General features: G+C 74.7%; 22 protein-coding genes and 1 riboswitch. Of the genes, 11 read left to right on the top strand and 11 right to left on the bottom strand.

Annotated elements, in window-relative coordinates; translation table 11 throughout:
- Positions 1-5: 5 nt before the first annotated feature.
- Positions 6-257 (bottom strand): DUF3253 domain-containing protein, encoded by a 252-nt coding sequence (locus O2W53_RS08630; protein ID WP_269162650.1) that lies wholly within the window; start codon positions 255-257, stop codon positions 6-8.
- 45 nt (positions 258-302) lie between these two features.
- Here O2W53_RS08630 and O2W53_RS08625 point away from each other — a divergent pair, with 45 nt between their 5' ends.
- From O2W53_RS08625 to O2W53_RS08615, 3 genes are read left to right on the top strand one after another with little or no spacing between them, the layout of a single operon-like run.
- Complete coding sequence (locus O2W53_RS08625) at positions 303-1,256, top strand: aldo/keto reductase (RefSeq protein WP_269162649.1); 954 nt, start codon at positions 303-305, stop codon at positions 1,254-1,256.
- 42 nt (positions 1,257-1,298) lie between these two features.
- Positions 1,299-1,817 carry a hypothetical protein gene (locus O2W53_RS08620; protein ID WP_269162648.1) on the top strand — a complete coding sequence of 173 codons (519 nt, stop codon included), beginning with the start codon at positions 1,299-1,301 and terminating at the stop codon, positions 1,815-1,817.
- 60 nt (positions 1,818-1,877) lie between these two features.
- Complete coding sequence (locus O2W53_RS08615; RefSeq protein ID WP_269162647.1) at positions 1,878-2,498, top strand: pyridoxamine 5'-phosphate oxidase family protein; 621 nt, start codon at positions 1,878-1,880, stop codon at positions 2,496-2,498.
- Positions 2,499-2,502: 4 nt separating this feature from the next.
- Here the strand turns inward: O2W53_RS08615 and O2W53_RS08610 are convergent, their stop codons facing one another.
- The 3 genes from O2W53_RS08610 to O2W53_RS08600 form a co-directional block, all read right to left on the bottom strand.
- The gene (locus O2W53_RS08610) at positions 2,503-3,831 is read right to left on the bottom strand and encodes a serine hydrolase domain-containing protein (protein WP_269162646.1); all 1,329 of its coding nucleotides are present in this window, start codon (positions 3,829-3,831) and stop codon (positions 2,503-2,505) included.
- Positions 3,832-3,838: 7 nt separating this feature from the next.
- The gene (locus O2W53_RS08605) at positions 3,839-4,207 is read right to left on the bottom strand and encodes a DUF3817 domain-containing protein (RefSeq protein ID WP_269162645.1); all 369 of its coding nucleotides are present in this window, start codon (positions 4,205-4,207) and stop codon (positions 3,839-3,841) included.
- 148 nt (positions 4,208-4,355) lie between these two features.
- Positions 4,356-5,537, bottom strand: a complete 1,182-nt coding sequence (locus O2W53_RS08600; protein WP_269162644.1) for a C40 family peptidase — start codon at positions 5,535-5,537, stop codon at positions 4,356-4,358.
- Between the two features lie 16 nt (positions 5,538-5,553).
- A riboswitch (cyclic di-AMP (ydaO/yuaA leader) is annotated at positions 5,554-5,709 on the bottom strand.
- A 169-nt stretch (positions 5,710-5,878) separates the two neighbouring features.
- Between O2W53_RS08600 and O2W53_RS08595 the strand changes: the two genes are divergently transcribed.
- The 5 genes from O2W53_RS08595 to O2W53_RS08575 all read left to right on the top strand — a co-directional run bounded on the left by O2W53_RS08595 (position 5,879) and on the right by O2W53_RS08575 (position 9,635).
- Positions 5,879-6,424, top strand: a complete 546-nt coding sequence (locus tag O2W53_RS08595) for a hypothetical protein (RefSeq protein WP_269162643.1) — start codon at positions 5,879-5,881, stop codon at positions 6,422-6,424.
- A 4-nt stretch (positions 6,425-6,428) separates the two neighbouring features.
- Positions 6,429-6,881 carry a GNAT family N-acetyltransferase gene (locus O2W53_RS08590; protein WP_269162642.1) on the top strand — a complete coding sequence of 151 codons (453 nt, stop codon included), beginning with the start codon at positions 6,429-6,431 and terminating at the stop codon, positions 6,879-6,881.
- Positions 6,878-8,431: a phytoene desaturase family protein gene (locus tag O2W53_RS08585; protein ID WP_269162641.1), complete on the top strand. Its 1,554-nt coding sequence runs from the start codon at positions 6,878-6,880 to the stop codon at positions 8,429-8,431. Before O2W53_RS08590 ends, O2W53_RS08585 begins: the two co-directional genes overlap by 4 nt.
- 158 nt (positions 8,432-8,589) lie before the next feature.
- Complete coding sequence (locus O2W53_RS08580; RefSeq protein WP_269162640.1) at positions 8,590-8,736, top strand: hypothetical protein; 147 nt, start codon at positions 8,590-8,592, stop codon at positions 8,734-8,736.
- A 65-nt stretch (positions 8,737-8,801) separates the two neighbouring features.
- The gene (locus O2W53_RS08575) at positions 8,802-9,635 is read left to right on the top strand and encodes a YihY/virulence factor BrkB family protein (protein WP_269162639.1); all 834 of its coding nucleotides are present in this window, start codon (positions 8,802-8,804) and stop codon (positions 9,633-9,635) included.
- Here the strand turns inward: O2W53_RS08575 and O2W53_RS08570 are convergent.
- The 3 genes from O2W53_RS08570 to O2W53_RS08560 form a co-directional block, all read right to left on the bottom strand.
- On the bottom strand, positions 9,626-10,207 hold the full coding sequence (locus O2W53_RS08570; protein WP_269162638.1) for a putative glycolipid-binding domain-containing protein: 582 nt from the start codon (positions 10,205-10,207) through the stop codon (positions 9,626-9,628). The two genes, O2W53_RS08575 and O2W53_RS08570, sit on opposite strands and share 10 nt — an antisense overlap.
- 84 nt (positions 10,208-10,291) lie before the next feature.
- On the bottom strand, positions 10,292-11,146 hold the full coding sequence (locus tag O2W53_RS08565; RefSeq protein ID WP_269162637.1) for a PPK2 family polyphosphate kinase: 855 nt from the start codon (positions 11,144-11,146) through the stop codon (positions 10,292-10,294).
- 23 nt (positions 11,147-11,169) lie between these two features.
- On the bottom strand, positions 11,170-13,251 hold the full coding sequence (locus O2W53_RS08560; RefSeq protein WP_269162636.1) for a HelD family protein: 2,082 nt from the start codon (positions 13,249-13,251) through the stop codon (positions 11,170-11,172).
- Between the two features lie 102 nt (positions 13,252-13,353).
- On the opposite strand from O2W53_RS08560, the gene O2W53_RS08555 reads away from it, so the two are divergent.
- Positions 13,354-14,133 carry a YsnF/AvaK domain-containing protein gene (locus O2W53_RS08555; RefSeq protein ID WP_269162635.1) on the top strand — a complete coding sequence of 260 codons (780 nt, stop codon included), beginning with the start codon at positions 13,354-13,356 and terminating at the stop codon, positions 14,131-14,133.
- A gap of 17 nt (positions 14,134-14,150) precedes the next feature.
- Here O2W53_RS08555 and O2W53_RS08550 read toward each other — a convergent pair whose 3' ends face one another.
- The gene (locus tag O2W53_RS08550) at positions 14,151-14,834 is read right to left on the bottom strand and encodes an alpha/beta hydrolase (protein ID WP_269162634.1); all 684 of its coding nucleotides are present in this window, start codon (positions 14,832-14,834) and stop codon (positions 14,151-14,153) included.
- Between the two features lie 55 nt (positions 14,835-14,889).
- On the opposite strand from O2W53_RS08550, the gene O2W53_RS08545 reads away from it, so the two are divergent.
- A complete protein-coding gene (locus O2W53_RS08545; protein ID WP_269162633.1) occupies positions 14,890-15,915 on the top strand; it encodes a zinc-binding dehydrogenase in 1,026 nt (341 codons plus the stop codon).
- Positions 15,916-16,111: 196 nt separating this feature from the next.
- On the top strand, positions 16,112-17,941 hold the full coding sequence (locus tag O2W53_RS08540) for an NAD(P)/FAD-dependent oxidoreductase (RefSeq protein ID WP_269162632.1): 1,830 nt from the start codon (positions 16,112-16,114) through the stop codon (positions 17,939-17,941).
- Between the two features lie 26 nt (positions 17,942-17,967).
- Here O2W53_RS08540 and O2W53_RS08535 read toward each other — a convergent pair whose 3' ends face one another.
- From O2W53_RS08535 to O2W53_RS08525, 3 genes are all read right to left on the bottom strand, one after another.
- Positions 17,968-18,636, bottom strand: a complete 669-nt coding sequence (locus tag O2W53_RS08535) for an acVLRF1 family peptidyl-tRNA hydrolase (RefSeq protein WP_269162631.1) — start codon at positions 18,634-18,636, stop codon at positions 17,968-17,970.
- A gap of 76 nt (positions 18,637-18,712) precedes the next feature.
- Positions 18,713-19,960, bottom strand: a complete 1,248-nt coding sequence (locus tag O2W53_RS08530) for an MFS transporter (RefSeq protein ID WP_269162630.1) — start codon at positions 19,958-19,960, stop codon at positions 18,713-18,715.
- Between the two features lie 184 nt (positions 19,961-20,144).
- Positions 20,145-21,950, bottom strand: coding sequence for a phosphoenolpyruvate carboxykinase (GTP) (locus O2W53_RS08525; protein ID WP_269162629.1), 1,806 nt, complete (start codon positions 21,948-21,950; stop codon positions 20,145-20,147).
- Positions 21,951-21,966 lie beyond the last annotated feature (16 nt).

Below are 21,966 nucleotides of genomic sequence, written 5' to 3'. Positions count from 1 at the left end.
CCGTTTCAGCCGGGCCGGCGGACCCGCACCGGCCCGCGCGCGGTGGCGACGTCGACCACTGCGCCGGACTGGGTGACCTCGACCGTGCCCGCCGCGGCCAGCCGCCCGGCCGCCGAGCGGGCGGCGGGCATCAGGTCCCGCCAGCCGTCGGGGTCGACCGCCCGGGCCGCCTCCGACGGGCAGATGGACGCACCGGGACGACGCTGGTCCAGCAGGGCGTCGATGGTCTGCTCGAGCACCCGGTCGACGTCGTCCACCCGGTCAGGATGCCCCGGACGCCGTCCGGGTGCTGGGATGGGCCCGTGCCCCACGACTCCGTTGCCCAGCTGGGTGTCGGCCTGGCCGCCGTCGGCCGGCCGGCCTACCTCACCCTCGGCCGGGACGCCGACCTGCCCGCCGACCGCGCCCCCGCCGTCCTCCAGGCCCGCACCTCCGAGCTGCTCGACGCCGCGACCGCGCTGGGCATCGAGTACGTGGACACCGCGCGGTCCTACGGCCGCGCCGAGGAGTTCCTCGCCTCGTGGCTGAGCACCACCGGCGCCGCCCCGTTCGTGGCGAGCAAGTGGGGCTATCGCTACACCGCCGACTGGCGCCCGGACGCCACGGTGCACGAGGTCAAGGAGCACACGGAACCCGCCTTCGAGCGGCAGCTGGCCGAGACGACGGCGCTGCTCGGCCCGTGGCTGAAGCTGTACCAGGTGCACTCGCTGACCGCCGACAGCCCGCTGTGGACCGACCGGCCGCTGCAGCACCGACTGGCCCGGCTGCGCGCCGACGGCGTCGAGCTGGGCTTCTCCACCTCGGGGCCGGCCCAGGCCGACGCAGTCCGGCGCGGGCTGGAGCTGACCGTGGACGGCGCACCGCTGTTCACCAGCGTGCAGTCGACCTGGAACCTGCTGGAGCCCTCGGCCGGGCCGGCGCTGGCCGAGGCATCGGCCGCCGGGGCCCGGGTGGTCGTCAAGGAGGGCGTCGCCAACGGCCGGCTGACCGACCGGGGCACCGCGCCGGACTCCCCGCTGGCCGCTGCCGCGCGGGAGCGCGGCGTCGGGGTCGACGCCCTCGCCCTAGCCGCGGCGCTGGCCCAGCCGTGGTGCGAGGTCGTGCTCTCCGGCGCGGTGACCGTGGCGCAGCTGGAGAGCAACGCCGCCGCCCGCACCCTGGACCTGCCCGCGGCGGACCTGACGGCGGCGGGCTGGGTGCAACCCGAGGAGCCGGCGGAGTACTGGTCGGCCCGCAGCCGGCTCAGCTGGCGCTGACGGTCGTTTCGCCCGCCCGGCGGCCCGGGTAGGGCGGCGACCATGGCCACGCACACCCCGTTCGGGACGATCGGCAAGGGCAAGCGCGGGATCAGCACGCTGGGCTGGGTGCTCCGCGGGGCCGCCGCCGGCGCAGCGGGGACGACTGCGCTCAACGCCGTCACCTACCTGGACATGGTCGGCCGGGGCCGGGGCACCAGCTCCACCCCCGAGCAGACGGTCGAGGTGCTCGCGGAGAAGGCCCACGTGTCGATCCCGGGCGACGAGGAGACCCGGCAGAACCGGGTCCAGGGCCTCGGTCCGCTCACCGGGCTGGCGGCCGGCGTCGGGGTCGGGGTGCTCGCCGGGCTCGCCCGGGCGACCGGCTTCCGCTCCCAGCCCCTCGTCGGGACGGCGCTGACCACGATCGGCGTGCTGATCGGCACCAACGGCCCGATGACCGCGCTCGGGATCACCGACCCGCGCACCTGGTCGGCCACCGACTGGGTCAGCGACGTCGTCCCGCACCTGGCCTACGGCGTCGTCGTGAAGACGACGATGGACGCGTTCGACCTCCCCTGACGGCGGACCCGCCGGTTCGCGGTGGGCCTCGGGACAGGTCCGGTGGGCCAGACTGGCGCCGTGGACGAGATCACCACCGAGGCGGAGCTGCGCGAGCTGCTGGGTGAACCGGCGCCGCGCGCCGCCACCAAGGACCGCCCCTGCCTGGACGCGATCGACCGGGACTGGCTGGCCGCCTCACCGTTCTGCCTGGTGGCGACCTCGGCGGCCGACGGCAGCTGCGACGTCTCCCCGAAGGGCGACCCGCCCGGGTTCACCGTCGTCCTGGACGACCGGACGATCGCGCTGCCCGAGCGCGCTGGCAACCGTCGTGCCGACGGGTTCCGCAACATCCTGACCAACCCGCACGTCGGGCTGATCTACCTGGCGCCCGGCCGCAGCGACACCTTCCGGGTGCAGGGCCGGGCCCGCCTGGTGCGCGACGAGGACCTGCTGGACCGGATGCTCGTCCGCGGGCACCGGCCGCTGCTGGCCATGGTCGTGGAGATCGAGTCGGTCTTCTACCACTGCGCCAAGGCGTTCCTGCGGTCGCAGCTGTGGGACCCGGCGACCTGGGATCCCGGGGCGTTGCCCTCCCGGGCCCGGATCGCGCACGCCCAGGAGGCTGCCGCCACGCCACTGGCCGAGCTGGAGCAGTACTACGGCGAGCAGTACGCCGCCGGCCTCTACCCCCGGGGATGAGCGCCTAGGGCGCCGTCCAGCCGCGTTCGTCGACCCCGCCGGGCACGGGTGCCTCGGGGTCGTAGGGCGTACGGGTGAGCACGAACGTCGCCAGGTCCAGGTGGTCGGGAGCGATCCGCAGCGTCTCGCCCGCGTAGTAGCCGTCCAGCCCGACCCACGTGCCGTCCGCGCGGGGAGCGAACCGGCTCGCCCGGCCGGACCGGCCGGGCAGCGGCCCCAGGTGCAGCAGGCCACCGGACTGGGCGCGCAGCACCAGCGGAGCCGGCCCCCAGAACCAGACGCCGAGCGAGTCCAGCGGCAGCGGCGGCGGGGACGGCACCCAGGCGTCGACGATCCGGGGCTCGGCGGCCCGCAGGTCGGCCAGCAACCCGGGCACCAGCGGGTCGAGCCCACTGGTCGTGTTGGCCAGCATCACCGCTCCGACCTGCTCGGACCGGTCGACGAAGACCCCGGCGAGGAAGCCCGGCATCGAACCGCCGTGACCGATGAGGGTGTGCCCGTCGACCCGCAGCACCTGCACCCCCAGCCCGTACGCCGACCACCCGGGGGACGACGAGTCGATCCCGGCCGGCACGGTCATCTCCTCCAGCGTCGCCGGGGAGAGCACGTCGCCGGTGTCGCCGAGCAGGAAGGCGGCGAACCGGCCGAGGTCGGCCAGCGTCGCCCACAGCTGGCCGGCCGCGGCCATGACGCCGGCGTCGTGCTCGGGCTCGGGCAGCACGACGTCTGCCCACGGGTGCACCGCCGCACCCTGCGCCGCCCGACCGGTGGGCCGCGGGGTGGTGCGCTCCATGCCCAGCGGCAGCAGCACCTCGTCCCGGACCACCTCCACCCAGGAGCGCCCACGATGCCGGGCGACCAGCTCACCGAGCAGCCCGAACCCGAGGTTCGAGTAGTGGAACCGCCGGGCGCTGCCCAGGACGACGTCGTCGTCGGTCAGCCGGAGCTCGGCCAGCGACCCGCCGGGGACGCGCTCCCACCAGCCGCCGGGGCTCTCCGAGCTCGCGCCGGCGAGGTGGGCGAGCAGCTGGCCCACGGTGCGCTCCCCGAAGGGGGTGTCGGGGACGTGCTCCTCGAGCAGGTCGTCGAGCCCCAGGCGGCCCTCGTCGCGCAGCCGGAGCACGACCAGGGCCGTCACCGTCTTGCTGATCGAGCCCAGCCGGTACTGCACGTCGGTGTGCGGCTCGGCGACGTCGCCGCGACCGGCCGACCAGGCCAGCCCGCCGTCCCGGACGACGCCCGCGACCAGGCTGGGTGCCCGGCCGTCGCGCTGGACCCGGGCGGTGCGGGCCAGCAGGGTGCGGGCGGTGGCGGGCAGGACGGGGGTGACCATCGGGCGCTCAGCCGGCCCGGACCGGCGTGGTGGCGTCCACCGGCAGCCGGCCGGTACGCCGAGCCCAGCGCTCGAACCAGATGGTCACCAGTGGCGGGATGGAGGCGGCCAGCGCCAGCAGCCCGGTGGCCGGGGTCCAGCGGAGCACCCGCCACGCCAGCAGGGCGACGACGACGTAGGCCACGAACACCGCACCGTGGACCGGGCCGAAGACCTGCACGCCCAGCTCCGAGGCCTGCAGCACCCGCTTGACGAACATGCCGGCCAGCAGGAGCACCCAGGAGACGGCCTCGGCGATGGCGACGACGCGGAAGACGCGGGCGACCCTCGTGGGGTCGATCAGTGCGGCGGGCACGGTGCTCCTCGGGGTGGGCATGGCGTGGGCTGTACCTCATCGTGCCCGGCGGGACGGGGTGCCGGTGCGCGTACCCGGGTGATCGTCGCCACCGGGCCCGGACGCGCCGGTGCCCCGGCCGCCGTCAGGCGACCGGGGCACCGGCGGGTGTCGCGGGGTGGTGCAGCTGTCAGCCGGCGACCCGACGCATGGCGGTGATGGGGCCCATGGCGTCGATGCTGGCGACCTTGACCACGTCACCCGACGTCGGCGCGTGGACCATCTGGCCGTTGCCGATGTAGATGCCGATGTGGCTGACCGGGCTGTAGTAGGCGATGAGGTCGCCCGGCTGCAGCTCGCCGCGGGAGACCGCCCGACCCGACGCCGCCTGCTGCCGGCTGCTGCGGGGCAGGTTGACCCCGGCCGCGGCGTAGGAGTACTTCACCAGCCCGGAGCAGTCGTAGGAGTTCGGGCCGGTGGCGCCCCAGACGTAGGGCTTGCCGCGCTGGGCCATCGCGGTGCTCACCGCGGTGGCGGCAGCGCCGCTGCTGGCCACGACCGGCGCGGCCGGAGCCGGTGCCGGCGCCGCAGCGGCGGCCGGGGCGGGGGCGGCCGCACGGGCAGCGGGGGCCGTGCGCTCGTCGCGCGAGGCGGTCTGGGCGTTGGTGCGCTCCGCCGCCGCGGCGGCCTGGGCCTCGCGCTCGGCTGCGGCTGCCGCCGCTTCTGCGGCCGCGTGCTGCTCGGCCAGGATGCGGGCGCGCTCGCGCTCCTCGGCGGAGAGCCGGTCGTACTCGGCCTGGTACTCGGCGATCTGCTCGTTCAGGTCGGCCTGCTGGGCAGCGACCTCAGCGACCTGGGCCTCCGCGTCGGCAGCGGCCTTCTCGGCAGCGGCCTTCGCCTCGTCGGCGCTGACGGTGGCCTGCTGCGCGACCCCGAGCACCTCGTTGTTGTGCCCGGCGATGCTGTCCAGCGTGCCCATCCGGTCGAGCATCTCGTCGGCGGAGGAGCTGGTGAGCATGGCCTGCAGCGAGGAGAGCTGCTCACCGGTGAAGGCGCTGCGGGCGACCTGGCGCACGTGGTCACGGGCCTCGATCACGGCCGCCTCAGCGGCGACGAGCTCGGCGGCGGCAGCGTCCGAGGCGGCCTTCATGCTGGTCAGCACGTCGGTCGCTTCGTGCATCTTCTCGGTGACGACCTCGAGGTCGTGACCGCGGGCGGCGATGAGCTCGGCCGCCTCCTGCGAGGTGGTGGGTGTTTCAGGAGCCGCCAGGGCGGGCACCGGTGCGAGGGCGACGCCACCCGCGACGAACAGAGTGAGCAGGGCCCGTCGGCCGTTGCGGCCACGACGGACAGAGATGTGCGAACTCGCCATGTTCGGCGGGTGTGTCCTTTCTTCCACCTGCCGCCTACCGAGTTAGCTGACGGGTTCGGGCGGGAAGACGCCCGGCTCCTCGGGCCCGCGAGCGGGCCGTGCGGAGCTTCACCCCAGTGCTGCGGTGGGTCCCCGGTCCACGAGCCCGCGAGTGTTGCGGCGAGCCGTGTGGTTCGGCGGCGGTCCTGTCGGTGGTCACCCGGGTGGGCGACTGCGCTGCCCGTCAGGACCGCTGGTGACCGTACGTGCGTTATGTGCTCGTGACAAACGACTGGGGTCAATTTGTGGAAATCCCCGGGCGTGTGCTCCAACACGCTCACCGAGCGTGACAGGCTCGCCGCGTGAAGGGCCTGGCACAGCGGGAGTTCTGCCTCGTACTGCTCCGCCGCATGGCCGACACGCGACCCGACCTGGTCGCCGAGGCGTTGCCCAGACTCGGCGCCGACCGGGCCGAGGCGCGTGCCGCGCACCGTCGTTGGCGCGCGCTCCATCACACAGAGCGAGCACCGCGCGGGCTCGTGCTGCGCGCTGCCGTGCTCGGTCCACCCGCCGATCAGGAGGACCGCCGGTTCGGTGACGTCGACCTCGTCGTCCGGCGGTGGCCGCTGCCGCTGTGGCCGCACCTGCGGTGGGAGGTGCTGGGCGGCCCGGACGGCGCGGTGCTCCACGAGCAGCTGGTCCGCGCGCCCGGTTCCGCGGTGCCGGCCGCCGCACCGGGGGCCCTGCGCGTCTGGGAGCACGTGGTGGACGACGTCGTGACCCTGCCCGGCGCGGCCGCGGTGGACCCCGGCGTCCCGAGTCACTTCGAGGTGCACCTCCCCGGCCGGGTGCGGGCCCGGTTCGCCTGGGGGCTGCTGCAGCGGGTGGACGACGGCGCGCCAGGATGACCTGGTGCCGACCCTCTCCGCCGCCTCGTGGGACGACCCGGACGTCGCCGCGCTGACCGCCGCCCAGCAGGTCGAGCTGCGGGCCCGCTACGGCGGTGCCAGCGAGCCGGGGGTGCCGCCGTCCGCCGCCGACGTCGCCGTCGTCCTCCTCGCCCGGGACGACGACGGCACGCCGATCGGCTGCGGCGCGCTGCGGCCCCTCGGGGACGGCACCGCCGAGCTCAAGCGGATGTACGTCGTCCCGGCGGCCCGCGGTCGCGGCGTCTCCCGGCTGCTGCTCACCGGGCTGGAGGCGGAGGCGGTGGGTCGGGGCTGGACCACCGTGCTGCTGGAGACCGGGCCGCGCCAGCCCGAGGCGATCGGGCTGTACACCGCGGCCGGCTACCGGCCGGTCCCGGCGTTCGGGCACTACGTGGACGACCCGTTCTCGCTCTGCTTCGCCCGGGAGCTGGCGTGAGCACCGCAGCCCGGTACGACGCCGTCGTGGTGGGCGGCGGCCACAACGGGCTGGTCGCCGCCGCCTACCTGGCCCGCGCGGGCTGGTCGGTGCTCGTGCTGGAGCGGCGGGCCGTGCTCGGCGGCGCCGCGGTCAGCGAGCAGGTCTTCCCGGGCGTCGACGTCCGGCTGTCGGCCTACTCCTACCTGGTCAGCCTGCTGCCCGACCGGGTCGTCACCGACCTGGCGCTGCCGATCACCCTGCTGGACCGGGCGGTCGCCTCCTACACCCCGCTGCGCCGCGGCGGTGCGGCCACCGGGCTGCTGGTCGAGCGGGACGAGGGGCCGGAGACGGCGGCCTCCTTCCGCGCCCTCACCGGCTCGGACGCCGAGTTCGCCGGCTGGCAGCGGTTCTACGGCCGACTGACCACCCTCGCCGAGGACCTGGCCCCCACCCTGACCGGACCGCTGCCCAGCGAGGCGGCGGTCACCGCGCGCCTGCGGGACCCAGCGATCTGGCGCTACCTGCGGGAACGGCCGCTGGCCGACGTCGTCGCTGACCACCTGACCGACGACGAGGTCCGGGGCATCGCGCTCACCGACGGGCTGATCGGCACCTTCGCCGACGTGCACGCCGCCGACGGGCTGGCCGGCCGGTGCTTCCTGTACCACCTCATCGGCAACGGCACCGGCCGCTGGCGGGTGCCGGTCGGTGGGATGGGTGCGGTCAGCGGCGCGCTGGCCGACGCAGCCCGGGCGCGCGGTGCCGCACTGCTCACCCGCGCCGAGGTCACCGCGGTCGAGACCCGGGCCGACGGCGTCACCGTGCACTGGACCGACGCCGACGGGACGGCGCACGCGGCCGACGCCGGGCACCTGGTCAGCGGCGCGGCCCCGGCCGTGCTCGACGAGCTGCTGGGCGCCGCCCCGGCGCCGCGGCCGTCGGGGTCGCAGCTGAAGGTCAACATGGTGCTGCGCCGGCTGCCCGGGCTGCGGTCCGGCGCGGATCCCCGCCGGGTCTTCAGCGGCACCGTGCACGTCGACGAGGCTGCCGGCCAGCTCGACGCCGCGTACGCGCAGGCCGCGGCCGGGCAGCTGCCCGAGGTGGTCCCCTTCGAGGTGTACTGCCACTCGCTCACCGACCCGTCGATCGTCGGCGACACCGGGCTGCACACCCTGACCCTGTTCGGGTTGCACACGCCGGCCGAGCTCTACGCGGCCGACCCCGTCGGGACCCGGACGGAGGCGGTGCGGCGGGTGCTGGCCCAGCTGGACGCCCACCTGACCGAGCCGCTGGCCGACTGCCTGGCCACCGACGGCGACGGGCGGCCGTGCCTGCAGGCGTCCTCGCCGCTGGACGTCGAGGCGTCGCTGGCGATGCCGGGCGGGCACATCTTCCACGGCGACCTCGCCTGGCCGGTCGCGCCCGACCCGGAGGCCGTCGGCACCTGGGGCGTGGCGACGGCACACCCGCGGGTGGTCGCCGCCTCCTCGGGCGGCACGGTGCGCGGCGGTGCGGTCAGCGGCCTGGGCGGCTTCGCCGCGGCGAAGCACCTGCTCGGCGGCCACTGAGCGAAGTGGGGCACTGAGCGGAGTGGGTCACGTCTCAGGCGTGAGCGTCCGCGGAAGTGGGCAGGCACCCGGGACAGCCGCCCGCTCGCCCGAGCAGGCCGGCGACCCGGGGGGACCACGTGTCGGACCGGGGCGCGTACCGATTCCCAGGAGGACCGATGAGCGAGCGACCCGACGGCCGCACTGACCGCAGCGGACAGGGCAAGCTGCCGAAGAACCGGGCCCGCCTGATCATCGTCGGGACCTTCGTGCTGATCCTGGTGGTGGCCTTCACCTTCATGATCCTGGTCGGCACCCTCGGCTGACCTCCGGACCACGGCGCCGGGCGCGCCGCCGAGCGGGACCAGGCCGGACCTGGTCACATGACCCGGTGCAGCTGGCGAGGGAGGCGCGCGGCCTCCTGAGGGCGATCCGGGCCCGCCTGCGCAACCGGGACACCGCACTGATCGCCGCCGGGCTCACCTTCTACGCCGGGATCGCCGTCGTCCCGGCGCTGGTGCTCTCCCTGGGGCTGACCAGCTGGGTGGCCGGGGCCGACGAGGTGCGCGAGCTCGCCACCCGGCTGTCCGAGGTGCTGCCCGACGAGCTGGGCGCCCCGGCAGCGGTGCAGCGGCTGGCCGAGGCGGGCACCGGCCTCAGCGTCGTCGGTGCCCTGCTGACCCTGCTGCCGATCTCGCTCTACGGCGAGGGGCTGCGCCGGGCGCTGCTGCGGTTCAGCCCGGCGCACGACCGGTTCACCGCCTGGCGGGGCCGGGCGCTGGCCCTGCCCCTGCTGGTGCTGGCACCGCTGCTGCTGTACCCGTTGCTGCTAGTCGCTGGGGTGCTCGCGCACCTGGCCGAGACCCCCGGGTTCGGCGCCGCGGTCAGCGGGTTCGCCACCGGCTACTACTCGGTGCTGTTCGCGCTCACCCTGCCGCTGGTGTGGATCTTCCGGGTCGTCGCGGCCAGCCGGCTGGGCTGGCGGGCGGTGCTGTCCGGGGCGCTGTTCACCGCCGCCTGCCTGTCCGGCTTCCTGCAGGGGTTCGTGCTGTTCCTGGCCCTGCCGCTGGACCTCGGCGCCCCGTTCGGCGGCCTCACCGTGGTCGGCGGCGTGATCGCCATCGGGTTCTGGCTGTTCCTGCTCCAGTTCGTGCTCATCGGCGGCTGGTTGTTCACCCAGGCCCTGGACGAGCGCCTCGACCGCGGGACACCGGTTCAGAGCTGACGGACGGCGATGCCCGGGTAGTCGAGCACCAGCCCGGACGGGTCGAACACCAGCTGGCAGCTGAAGTCGAAGGCCGGGGACTTGTAGTGGAACTGCCGGTGGGCCCCGTCGTCGTGCAACCGGGTGTAGGACTGCTCCAGCCGGTCGACGCCCAGGCCCACGGCCCGCACGTAGGCGGCCGGCGCGGACGCCCGCCGCCCCACCGCCAGGTCGAGCCGGTGCACGGGCAGTGCGTTGGTCATGGCCGAGGACTCCAGGTCGACGTCCTGGCAGCCGTCCAGGTCCGGTGCCCGGAGCCCGTCGACGTGCCAGCGGCCGTCGCCGATCGAGTCCAGCGTGGTCCTGCGGGCACCCATCGACGACCGTCCGGTGACCACCGCCCGGCGAGTGGCCCAGGCGGCGTCGAGATCGAGGGTGTAGTCGACGGTCCAGGCCACGCCGGCCTCGACCGCCGTGGTGCAGCCGACCACCTGCCAGCCCCCGCCGGACCGCCGGAAGTGCACCACCTCGAAACCGGTGCGGGCCTGCTGGTGGCGCCATGCGGCAACGGCCGGCGGGTCGACGAAGCTCACGTCGGCACCCCGCTCCTCGGCCCAGCCGGCGCGCGCTCCACCGGGCCGCCCAAGCTACCCGGGCACCCCGTGCTCCACCAGCACTCAGTTGGCGACCGGGTGCTCCTCGATCAGCCGGTCGCGCTGCTCGTCGACGTCCCATTCCGGCTCCGGCAGCCGGGGCTGCAGCTCGGTCAGCGTCTCCAGCAGCAGCCGGCCGACCGCCCAGTTGCGGTACCACTTCCGGTCGGCCGGGACGACGTACCACGGTGCGGTGTCGGTGTCGGTGCGCTCCAGGGCGGTGGCGTACGCCTGCTGGTACTGCGGCCACAGGGCCCGCTCGTCGATGTCCGCGGGGTCGAACTTCCAGCGCTTGCTCGAGTCGTCGAGGCGGGCCAGCAGGCGCTGCTTCTGCTCCCACGGCGACAGGTGCAGCAGCACCTTGACCACCGTGACGTCGTCGGCGACGAGCTGGCGCTCGAACCGCACGATCTCCCGGTAACGCCGCTCGATCACCTCCGGGGTCGCCAGCTCGCGCACCCGGCCGATCAGCACGTCCTCGTACTGCGAACGGTCGAAGACACCGACCTTGCCCGGCCCGGGCAGCGCCCGGCGCACCCGCCAGAGGAAGGAGTGCCGCAGCTCCTCCGGCGTCGGCGCGCCGAAGCTCGCCACCGCCACCCCGTGCGGCTCCATCGCGCCGACGACGTGCTTCACCACGCCGCCCTTGCCGCTGGTGTCCATGCCCTGCAACACCAGCAGGACCCGCCGTCGGCTGCCGCCGCTGCCCTCCGCGTAGAGCCGCTGCTGCAGCTCGGCCAGGTGGGTGGCGTCCAGCCGCGTCGCCTCCCGGGTGCGCTCCTTGTCGCCGGGCGCCAGCGGCGTCGACCGCGGGTCGATCTCGCGCAGCTCGATCGGGGCGGCGGGGACGCGCAGCGCGCGGCGCAGGGAGTCGGGCATGCCCGGGAGCCTAGGGACGCCGCTCAGCAGGACGGGACGGCGGTGATCTCCTCGACCAGCAGGTCGGGCAGGTCGGCGTGGTGGAGCACGACCAGGCTGCTCACCGCCCGGGTGAGGACGACGTAGAGCCGGTGCAGCCCGCGCGGCTCCGCGGCGACGATCGCGGCCGGCTCCACCACCACGACGTGGTCGAACTCCAGCCCCTTCACCAGCCCGGCCGGGACGACGGACACCCGGGCCGGCGCCGAACCGTCGTCGGCCAGCGGCGCCACGTCCAGCCCGGCCGCGGTGAGCACCCCGACCACCTCGGCGACCGACGCGTCGGCGCAGACCACCCCGGTCGACCCGGCTCTGGCCGCCAGCTCGCCGACCACCTCGGCCAGCGGCCCGGCCAGCGTGCCCACCGGCCGCAGCTGCAGCGCCCCCGGCTCCCGGCGTGCCGCGGTGGCTGCGGCCAGCCCGGGGGCGATCGCGGGCAGCAGCCGGTTGGCGAAGTCCAGCACCTCGCCCGGCACCCGGTAACCCCGGGTGAGCGGCCGCACGGTCGTGGCCGGCCGGCCGAGCGCCGTCAGCGTCTGCGACCAGTCCGCCACCGACCAGGGGCTGGTGGCCTGGGCCAGGTCGCCCAGCACGGTCAGCGAACCCGCGCCCAGCCGGCGGGCGACGGCGCGGCACTCCATCGGGGAGAGGTCCTGCGCCTCGTCCACCACCACGTGCCCGTAGCCCGGGGTGCGCTCCAGCATCCCGGCCACCTCGTCGACCAGCACCGCGTCCGCGGCGGTCCACCGCGCGGCGCGCACCGACCGCGGCGGCTTCGGCCAGTGCAGCAGCGCCTGCTCCTCCTCGGTCAGCACGCCCCGGGCCGCCCGGGCCAGCCGCTCGGGGTCGGTGAACAGGTCGTGCACGAGACCGGCGGCGTCCACCGCCGGCCAGACGGCGTCGCAGAAGGCCCGCACCTCGGCGCTGCGGGCGGTCCGCCGGGTCTCCGCGTCGGTCGGGCTGCCCCCACCGGCCTCCTTCAGCCGCCGGGCGTACTCGGCCAGCCCCATCGCCAGCCGCTCCCGGCCGGCGGCGTAGTGCACCAGCTGCTGGTCGTCGACCCCGGAGGTCCCGGCCCGGCGCAGGTCGTCGACGAAGCGCTTGAGCCGGTCCTCACCGATCCGGTACTTCCGCCCGGACAGCGTCACCTGCACCGAGTCCGTCGGCTTGCGGATGCCGCCCCACAGCGCCCGGCGCAGCACCTCGGCCATCCGCGGATCGCCCTTGAGGACGGCGACCGCCGGCTCGTCCTGGGCGCGCACGGTCACCCGGGCGGTGAGGCTCGCGACCGTCGCCTGGTCGACCTCCACCTCGCCCAGCGCCGGCAGCACCTGCTCGATGTACCGCAGGAACGCCCGGTTCGGCCCGACCACCAGCACACCGGTGCGGGCCAGCTGGTCGCCGTGCGTGTAGAGCAGGTAGGCCGCCCGGTGCAGCCCGACCGCCGTCTTCCCGGTGCCCGGGGCGCCCTGCACGCAGATCGACTCGGCCAGCGGCGCCCGGACGATGTCGTCCTGGTCGGGCTGGATGGTGGCCACGATGTCGCGCATCGGGCCGCTGCGCGGGCGCTCGATGTCCTGCCGGAGGAGCTCGCCGGTCCCGCCGTCGTCCTGGCCGTCGGCGAGCAGCTCGTCCTCGTAGCTGGTCAGCTCGCCGTCGGCGAAGCCGAACCGGCGACGGCGCAGCAGGCCCTGCGGTTGTGCGGCGCTGGCCTGGTAGAACGGCCGGCTCATCGGTGCCCGCCAGTCGATGACGACCGGGTCGCCGGCCGCGTCGCGCACGTGGCGGCGGCCGATGTGGAAGGTCTCCGGGTCGGTGCCACCGGCAGCGTCGGTGCGGCCGAAGAAGGCCGGGACGCCCGGGTCGGCGGCGAGCGCGAGCAGTCGCTCGGCGCGGGCGGCGCCGAGTCGCTCGGAGGCCCAGGCGTCGACGCCGGCATCGGCGACCGCGACGGCGGCGGCACGCATGGAGGTCAGGCACCCGGCGGCGTGGGCCAGGTGGTCGCGTTCGGCGGCGAGGACGGGATCGGCGGCGGTGGGGTGGGCCGGGGCGGACGGCACGGACACGATCGGAGGACGCTACGCGCGGACCGTGCTCGGCTCAACCGACTTCCGGCACGACCCGCCGGACGATGTGTAGACCACCGGCATCTGGATCACCCACCAGTCATGGCCAGCGACCCGACTCCCCCCTCTGTCATCGGTGCGATCGCCCACGACCGCGACGGGAAGCCGCTGGGCACGGTCACCGCGGTCTACCTGGACGACGTGACCGAGCAGCCCACCTGGGTGGGCCTCACCCCGGGGACGCACGCCGCCCCGGACGACGACGAGGTCCCGCTCATCGCCCCGGTCACCGGGTCCCAGCTCGCGGAGGACCGGATGCAGCTGGCGGTCGACTCCGCCGCCGTCCACTCCGCGCCCCGGGCGACCCGGCCGGACCACCTGAGCCCGGAGGAGGAGACGGCGCTGCTCGAGCACTACCGCGGGTCGTCGACCACCCCGGCCCGGGGCGGCGACGGGAGTCCCGCCCGGGGCAACGAGAGCGTCCCTGCCCGGGGCGGCGACGGCACGATGACCCTCGCCGAGGAGCAGCTGGACGTCACGACCGTGGTCGAGCCCTGGACCCGGGCCGTGATCCGCATCGAGGAGGTCAGCGAGGAGGTGCTGGTGCCGGTGACGATCACCCGGCAGCGCGCCCGGATCGAGCACCTGCCGCTGGCACACGGCGACCGCGAGCCGGGCCAGGCGGCGACGGGCGAGCGGCAGCCCTCCCGGAGCACCGGCTGGGTCACCCTGTACGCCGAGGAGCCGCGGGTGTCCCTGGAGCGGGTGCCGGCCGAGCGGGTACGGCTCACCACGACGTGGGAGACCGAGCAGTCGTCGGTCACCGAGCAGCTGCGGCACGAAGAGGTCGATCTCTCCACCGCCGACACGCCGCGCGACTGAGCCGCCGCCCCGGCCGGTCAGCCGGCCGGGGCGCCGAGCCACCAGTCCAGCCCGGCGCTCACCAGCTCCGGGGTGAGCACGTGGCCACCGGCGAACTCCTCGTAGGTCACGTCGTAGCCGTCGGCGAGCAGCTCGGCCGACACCCGCCGTCCGCACCGGTCCACCGGCAGCACCGGGTCCTCGGTGCCGTGGCTCAGCCAGAACCTCGCCCGGCCGTACCGGCCCGGCGAGGAGACGAAGCCCGGGGAGAACGCCAGCACGGCGGCGGCCAGGTCGCCGTTGGCCACCCCCAGCGACAGCGCGTAGGAACCACCGTCGGAGAAGCCCGACATCGCCACCTGGCTGACCGGGCAGCCGGCGAAGACCTGCGCGAGCGCCGCGTCCAGGACGGCGACGTCCCGGCCCAGGCCGCCGTCGATCAGGTCCCACGTGGTTCCGGTCGAGGTCGGGGCGAGCACCAGCACGTCCCGGGCGGTGACCAGCTCGGCGACGGCGGCCAGCGACTGCTCCGCCGTCCCACCGGCACCGTGGAAGAACACCAGCAGGGGGCGCGGCCGCGGGTCGCCGGGCGGGACGGCGAGCAGCGCCTCCGCGCCGGGCCCGAGGTCGAGCCGGGTGACCCCCGGACCGGGGGCGGTGCCGGTCGGCTGGTCGGGGCGGCTGTCGAGGCGGCCGTCCGCCGCGCGTGAGGAAGGAGACACCACGCTCCCCTACCCCCGGACGGCGCGCCTGCACGGCCGAGGGCAGGGTGGGGTGGTGCCCGAGACGATCCCTGACTCCATGCTCGCCGGACGGCTGAACGTCCGGACCCGCGACTTCGCCGTCACCGAGGTGCCCGTGCCGACCCCGGGCCCCGGTGAGGTGCTGGTCCGGGTGCGTGCCGCCGGCGTCTGCCTGTCCGACGTGCACCTGATCGAGGGCGAGCTGACCCCGCTGTTCCTCCCCGGGGACACGGTGACCCTGGGCCACGAGGTGGCCGGCACCGTCGCGGCGCTGGGCGCCGGCGTGACCGGCTGGGCCGACGACCAGCGGGTGCTGCTGCAGGCCGGGGAGGACCGGCACGGCGTGGTGCACACCCGCGGCGTCGACTACGACGGCGGATGGGCGCAGTACGCCGTCGCCCGGGCCGACACGCTGGTCGCCGTCCCCGACGACCTGCCGCTGGAGCAGGCCTGCATCGTGCCGGACGCGGTCTCCACCCCGTGGGCGGCGATCACCGCCACGGCCGGGGTCCGGCCGGCCCAGCCGGTCGGCGTCTGGGGCATCGGCGGGCTGGGGGCGCACGGTGTGCAGCTGCTCCGGCTGGCCGGTGCGGCGCCGATCATCGCCGTCGACCCGGTGCCGGCCGCCCGGGAACGCGCGCTGCAGTTCGGTGCGGACCTGGCGCTGGACCCGGCCGAGGACGACCTGGTCGACCAGGTGCGCGCGGCCACCGGCGGCGCCGGACTGGCGTTCGCCTTCGACTTCGCCGGCGTCGCCGCGGTTCGCGAGCAGGCGGTGCGCGCGCTCGGTGCCGGTGGTGCGCTCGTGCTGGTCGGACTGACCAGGCAGCCCCTGACGATCAAGGACGGCACGGCGTTCAGCTACTTCGGGCAGAAGGTGCTGGGCCACTACGGGTCGATGCCCGAGCACGTCGTCGAACTGGTGCAGCTGGTGCGGCACCACCGGATCGACTTCGCCCGCTCGGTCAGCGACACCCTGCCGCTCAGCGAGGCGGCGACCGCGGTCGAGCGGCTGTCGAGCAAGGAGGGCAACCCCATTCGGCTGGTCCTGCAGCCCTGACCTGATGGGGCCGAAGTCGCGATCTTGGCCCCTCCGGAGTCACCCCGTGTGACGTGAGTCATACGGCGGGTGGCGGCGCTCGACGGCCGCCGGGCCGGGTCCCGCGGCGCTCTCTCGTCGGGCGTCGCGGGGGTGGTCAGCTGCACCCGGACGCCGGTCGCGGCGGCCACTCCTCCGACGACGCAGGAGCCGCGCGGTGACCCAGACCCTGGACCCGACCGACACCACGACCACCGACACCGACGATCCGGGCAGCCGGGTCGGGGCCTGGCTGGAGGAGTTCCAGTCGGCCCTGACCGCCCGGGACGTCGACCGGGTGGCCGAGCTCTTCGCCCCCACCTGCTTCTGGCGCGACCTGGTCGCCTTCAGCTGGAACATCACCACGGTCGAGGGGCAGGACGGCGTCCGGGACCTGCTCCGGGCCACGCTCGACCGCACCGACCCGCAGGGCTTCCGGGCCAGCGAACCGGCCACCGGCGCCGACGGCGTCGACGAGGCGTGGATCGCCTTCGAGACGGCGGTCGGCCGCGGCCGCGGGCACCTGCGGCTGCAGGACGGCAGGGCCTGGACCCTGCTGACCACGCTGTTCGAGCTGACCGGGCACGAGGAGCCGGTCCGGGACCGGCGGCCGATGGGCGCCGAGCACGGTGTCCACCGGGACCGGGAGACCTGGCGGGACCGCCGCGAGCGGGAGGCCCGCGAGCTCGGGTACGAGACCCAGCCCGTCGTGCTGGTCGTGGGCGGCGGGCAGGGCGGCATCGCCCTCGGGGCCCGGCTCCGCCAGCTCGACGTCCCGACGATCGTGATCGACAAGCACCCGCGCCCGGGTGACCAGTGGCGCAGCCGCTACAAGTCGCTGTGCCTGCACGACCCGGTCTGGTACGACCACCTGCCCTACATCCCGTTCCCGGACAACTGGCCGGTCTTCGCCCCCAAGGACAAGATCGCCGACTGGCTGGAGTCCTACACCCGGGTGATGGAGCTGGACTACTGGGCGAACACCCGGGCGATCAGCGCCGCCTACGACGAGAAGACCGCCGAGTGGACGGTCACCGTCGAGCGGGACGGCGTGCCGGTGGTGCTGCGCCCGCAGCAGCTGGTGCTGGCCACCGGGATGTCGGGGAAGCCCAACGTCCCGGTGCTGCCCGGACAGGACGTCTTCCGCGGCGACCAGCACCACTCCTCGGCCCACCCCGGGCCGGACGCCTACCGGGGCAGGCGCTGCGTCGTCATCGGCTCGAACAACTCGGCCTTCGACATCTGCGGGGCGCTCTGGGAGAACGGCGCGGACGTCACCATGGTCCAGCGCTCCTCGACCCACATCGTCCGGTCGGACTCGCTGATGGAGATCGGGTTGGGCGCGCTGTACTCCGAGGAAGCCGTGGCCGGCGGCATGACGACGGAGAAGGCGGACCTGACGTTCGCCTCGCTGCCCTACCGGATCATGCACGAGTTCCAGATCCCGCTGTACGACCAGATGCGGGAGCGGGACGCCGACTTCTACCAGCGGCTCGAGGCGGCCGGGTTCGACCACGACTGGGGCGAGGACGGGTCGGGCCTGTTCATGAAGTACCTGCGCCGCGGCTCGGGCTACTACATCGACGTGGGCGCCGCCGACCTCGTCGCGAACGGCGACGTGCGGCTGGTCCGGGGCCAGGTCGACCACCTGACCGAGGACTCGGTCGTGCTGGCCGACGGCACCGAGCTCCCGGCCGACCTGGTCGTCTACGCCACCGGGTACGGCTCGATGAACGGCTGGGCCGCCGACCTGATCAGCCAGGAGGTCGCCGACCGGGTGGGCAAGGTGTGGGGCCTGGGCTCGGACACCGCCAAGGACCCCGGGCCGTGGGAGGGCGAGCAGCGCAACATGTGGAAGCCCACCCAGCAGGAGGCGCTGTGGTTCCACGGCGGCAACCTGCACCAGTCCCGGCACTACTCGCTCTACCTGGCGCTCCAGCTCAAGGCCCGCCAGGTCGGCATCCCGACCCCGGTCTATCGCCTGCAGGAGACCCACCACACCTGCTGAGGGGCCGGAATCGCGATTTCGGCCCCTCAGGTGCGGTCGGTGGGCTCCACGATGTGCACCCGGACGGCCCGGAACTGGGCCGGGGTCTCCAGCAGCACGGCCTTGGTCGGCTCGCCGACCTCCAACGCGGGCAGGCGTGGGAGGTCGGCCAGCCGGCGGAGTCGCGGGTCGGTGAGCACCTCCGCGGCCAGGCCCTTGTCCCCGCCCGGGGCCAGGCCGGCGAGCGTGCCGGCGTGCGGCAGCAGCACCCGGGCGGCGGTGTCCGCGGCATGGCTGACGACGGCGTCGGTCTGGTGCCCGCGCCGCCGGGCGAACCGCTGCTGCGACCACCCGCCGGCGGCGGTGCGGCCCTGCACCTGGCGGGAGTCGACCTTGGAGACGACGAGTTCCGCGCCGTCGAACACCCCGACCGCCCAGCGGCCGCGCCGGACCAGCAGGACGGCGGTTCGCCGCGGCACCTTGGCCGCGGCGCTGAAGGCGGTCAGCGGCGCGGGGCCCGGCGTCCAGCCGTAGGGGGCGGTCAGCCGCACCGTGGTGGTGTCCTGGCAGGTCACCGTGAGCACGCTCGCCTCGTCGGCCCGGACGTCGGTGAACGCGCCGTGCCGCCGGGCGACGCCGTCCAGCCAGCGGTCCAGCCGCTCCGGGGCGACCCCGAGCGATCGCCCGCCACCGGCGGCGGGGCGGGGTGCGGTCACCGGCCGAGCATCCCAGCCGCACGTCGTCCCGGCCTGCTCCCGGGTCCGACCCCAGGCCCCGGAGGAGGGTTCTCCTTCAGTGCGCCAACGCCGGGGAGGCGGCGTGCTCAGCCGGCACGTGCAGGGTCCGCTGCCACAGGGCGACCACCACCGCCGCCAGTCCCGCCGCCACCGTGGCGACCAGGAAGCTGGCGTTGGCGCCGACCGTGTCCACGATCTTCCCGGCGGCCGACGCCCCGATCGCCACCCCGAGGGCGAGGGCGGTGCCGATCCAGGTGAACGCCTCGGTGACCGCGGAGCGGGGCACCAGCACCTCGGCCAGGGTGAAGGCACTGATCAACGACGGTGAGACGGCGATGCCGGCGACCACCACGAGCGGCAGCATCAGCCAGTAGCTGGTGACCAGCACCAGCGGCACGGTCAGCACGGTGAGGACGACGAGGGCGGCGACCAACCGGTGCCGCAGCCGCACCTTCCAGTGCACGACGCCCCAGCCGATGCCGGCGAACATCGAGCCGGCGGCCAGGCCGGCGATGAGCAGACCGGACAGCGAGCGTTGACCGACCTCGTCGGCGAAGGCGACCAGGCCGATCTCCAGGGCGCCGAGGATGGCGCCGACCGCGGCCCCCACCACGAACAGCACCCGCAGCCCTCGCACCCGGATCGCCGACGCCCCGCGCCGGTGCCCGTGCGCGGCCGGGGGCGGCTCGGTGTGCCCCTGCGCGGCGAACAGCAGGCTGCCGACGGCGGCCAGCGTGAACGCGGTGACGACCCCGGAGGTGGTGTGCCCGGTGGTGGACAGGAAGGTGACCAGCACCGGCCCGACGATGAACACGAACTCGTCGACCACCGACTCCATCGCCAGGGCGGTCGGCAGCCGCGGGGTGCCGCGGAGCAGGTGGGTCCAGCGCACCCGGATCATCGAGGAGACCGGCGGGATGCTCGCCCCGGCGGCGGCGGCGGAGAGGAACACCGTCCACAGCGGCCAGCCGCCGCGCACCGACCAGAGGAAGGCCACCCCCGAGACGACGAAGATCGCCAGCACGCCCAACAGCACCCGCCGCTGGGCGTGGGTGTCGGCCAGCCGGCCGATCACCGGCCCGGCGATCGCGGTGGCGATCGCGCCGACCGCGGCCACCGCACCGCCCAGGCCGTAGGAGCCCGTCTCGGACTGGACGAGCAGCACACTGCCCAGACCGATCATCGACAGCGGCAGCCGGCCGATGAACGCGGCCAGCACCATCGGCAGGGCATGCGGGGTCCGCAGCACGTGCAGGTAGGGGTTGGGCACGAGCGGACTGGCCTCCGTCACGGGGATGGGCACGCCCCCGCCACGCTAACCCGGCGGCATCGCCACCCGCGGGACGGGCACGGGAGCGTCGCCGGACGGGATCCCGGACGCGACGAGGTCCCGCCCCCCGACGACGCTGTCGGTGAGCGGGACCTCGTCCGAGGGTCGGCCACCGCGACGGCCGACCCGGTCCGTGGGCCCCCGGAGGGGCGTGCCGCTAGGCCAGGCGGCTCTTGAGGATCTCCAACTCGTCCCACATCGTGCTGGGCAGCTTCTCGCCGAACTTCTCGAACCACTCGGTGATCTGCGGGACCTCGGCCTGCCACTCCTGCTTGTCCACGCGCAGCGCCTGCTCGACCTGCTCGCGGGTCATGCCCAGACCCGAGACGTCGAGGGAGTCCGGCGTCGGCACGTGCCCGACGGGGGTCTCCTCGGCGGCCGCGGTGCCCTCGAGGCGCTCGACGACCCACTTGAGCACGCGGCTGTTCTCCCCGAACCCGGGCCACAGGAAGCCGCCGTCGTCGTCCCGGCGGAACCAGTTCACGTAGAAGATCCGGGGCAGCTTGCTGGCGTCGTGCTGCTTGCCGGTGTCGACCCAGTGCTGGAAGTAGTCACCGGCGTTGTAGCCGATGAACGGCAGCATGGCGAAGGGGTCGCGGCGGACGACGCCGACGGCACCGGTGGCCGCCGCGGTGGTCTCCGAGGAGAGCGTCGCGCCCATGAACACGCCGTGGTTCCAGTCCCGGGCCTCGCTGACCAGCGGGATCGTGGTCTTGCGGCGTCCGCCGAAGAGGATCGCCGAGATCGGCACGCCCTTCGGGTCCTCGTACTCCGGGGCCAGGATCGGGCACTGGGTGATCGGGGTGCAGAAGCGGCTGTTCGGGTGGCTGGAGGGCTCGTCGGAGTCCGGCGTCCAGTCCCGGCCCTTCCAGTCGGTCAGGTGGGCGGGGGCGTCGTCGGTCATCCCCTCCCACCAGATGTCGCCGTCGTCGGTCAGCGCGACGTTGGTGAACACCGAGTTGCCCTGGTCGATGGTGCGCATGGCGTTGGGGTTGGTGTCCCAGCCGGTGCCCGGGGCGACGCCGAAGAGGCCGTACTCGGGGTTGAGGGCGTAGAGCCGGCCGTCCTCGCCGAAGCGCATCCAGGCGATGTCGTCGCCGAGGGTCTCGACCTTCCAGCCGGGGATGGTCGGCTCGAGCATCGCCAGGTTCGTCTTGCCGCAGGCCGACGGGAAGGCCGCGGCGACGTAGTACGTCTTCTGCCGCGGGCTGGTGAGCTTGAGGATCAGCATGTGCTCGGCGAGCCAGCCCTCGTCCCGGGCCATGACCGAGGCGATGCGCAGCGAGTAGCACTTCTTGCCCAGCAGGGCGTTGCCGCCGTAGCCGGAGCCGTAGGACCAGATGGCCCGCTCCTCGGGGAAGTGCACGATGTACTTGGTGTCGCTGCACGGCCAGGGGACGTCGTTCTGGCCGGCCTCCAGCGGGGCGCCGAGGGAGTGCATCGCCGGCACGAACGGCCGGTCGGACCCCATCGCCTCGAGCACCCGGCCGCCGATCCGGGCCATGACCCGCATCGAGACCACGACGTACTCGGAGTCGGTGAGCTCGACGCCGAACATGGGGTTCTCGGCCTCGACCGGGCCCATGCAGAACGGGATGACGTACATCGTCCGGCCGCGCATGCACCCCCGGTACAGCTCGGTCATGACGGCCTTCATCTCGGCCGGTTCCATCCAGTTGTTGGTGGGACCGGCGTCGGCCTCGTCGACCGAGCAGATGAAGGTGCGGTCCTCGACCCGGGCGACGTCACTGGGGTCGGAGGCGCAGTGGAAGGAGTTGGGCTTCTTCGCCAGCCGGGTGAACGTGCCGGCGTCCACGAGCCGAGTGGTGAGCCGCTCCCACTCCTCGTCGGAGCCGTCGACCCACACCACCTGGTCGGGCTGGGCCAGCTCGGCCATCTCCTGCACCCAGGCGAGGAGTCGGGCGTGCGTGGTGGGGGCGTTCTCGAGACCTGGGATGGCCACGGAAGTCACGGCGTCT

The sequence above is a fragment of the Modestobacter sp. VKM Ac-2978 genome, assembly GCF_026968025.1.
In the GTDB taxonomy this organism is placed as follows: domain Bacteria; phylum Actinomycetota; class Actinomycetes; order Mycobacteriales; family Geodermatophilaceae; genus Modestobacter.
Note: the sequence above shows the minus strand (reverse complement) of the source record. Positions and strands in the feature narration are given on the sequence as shown.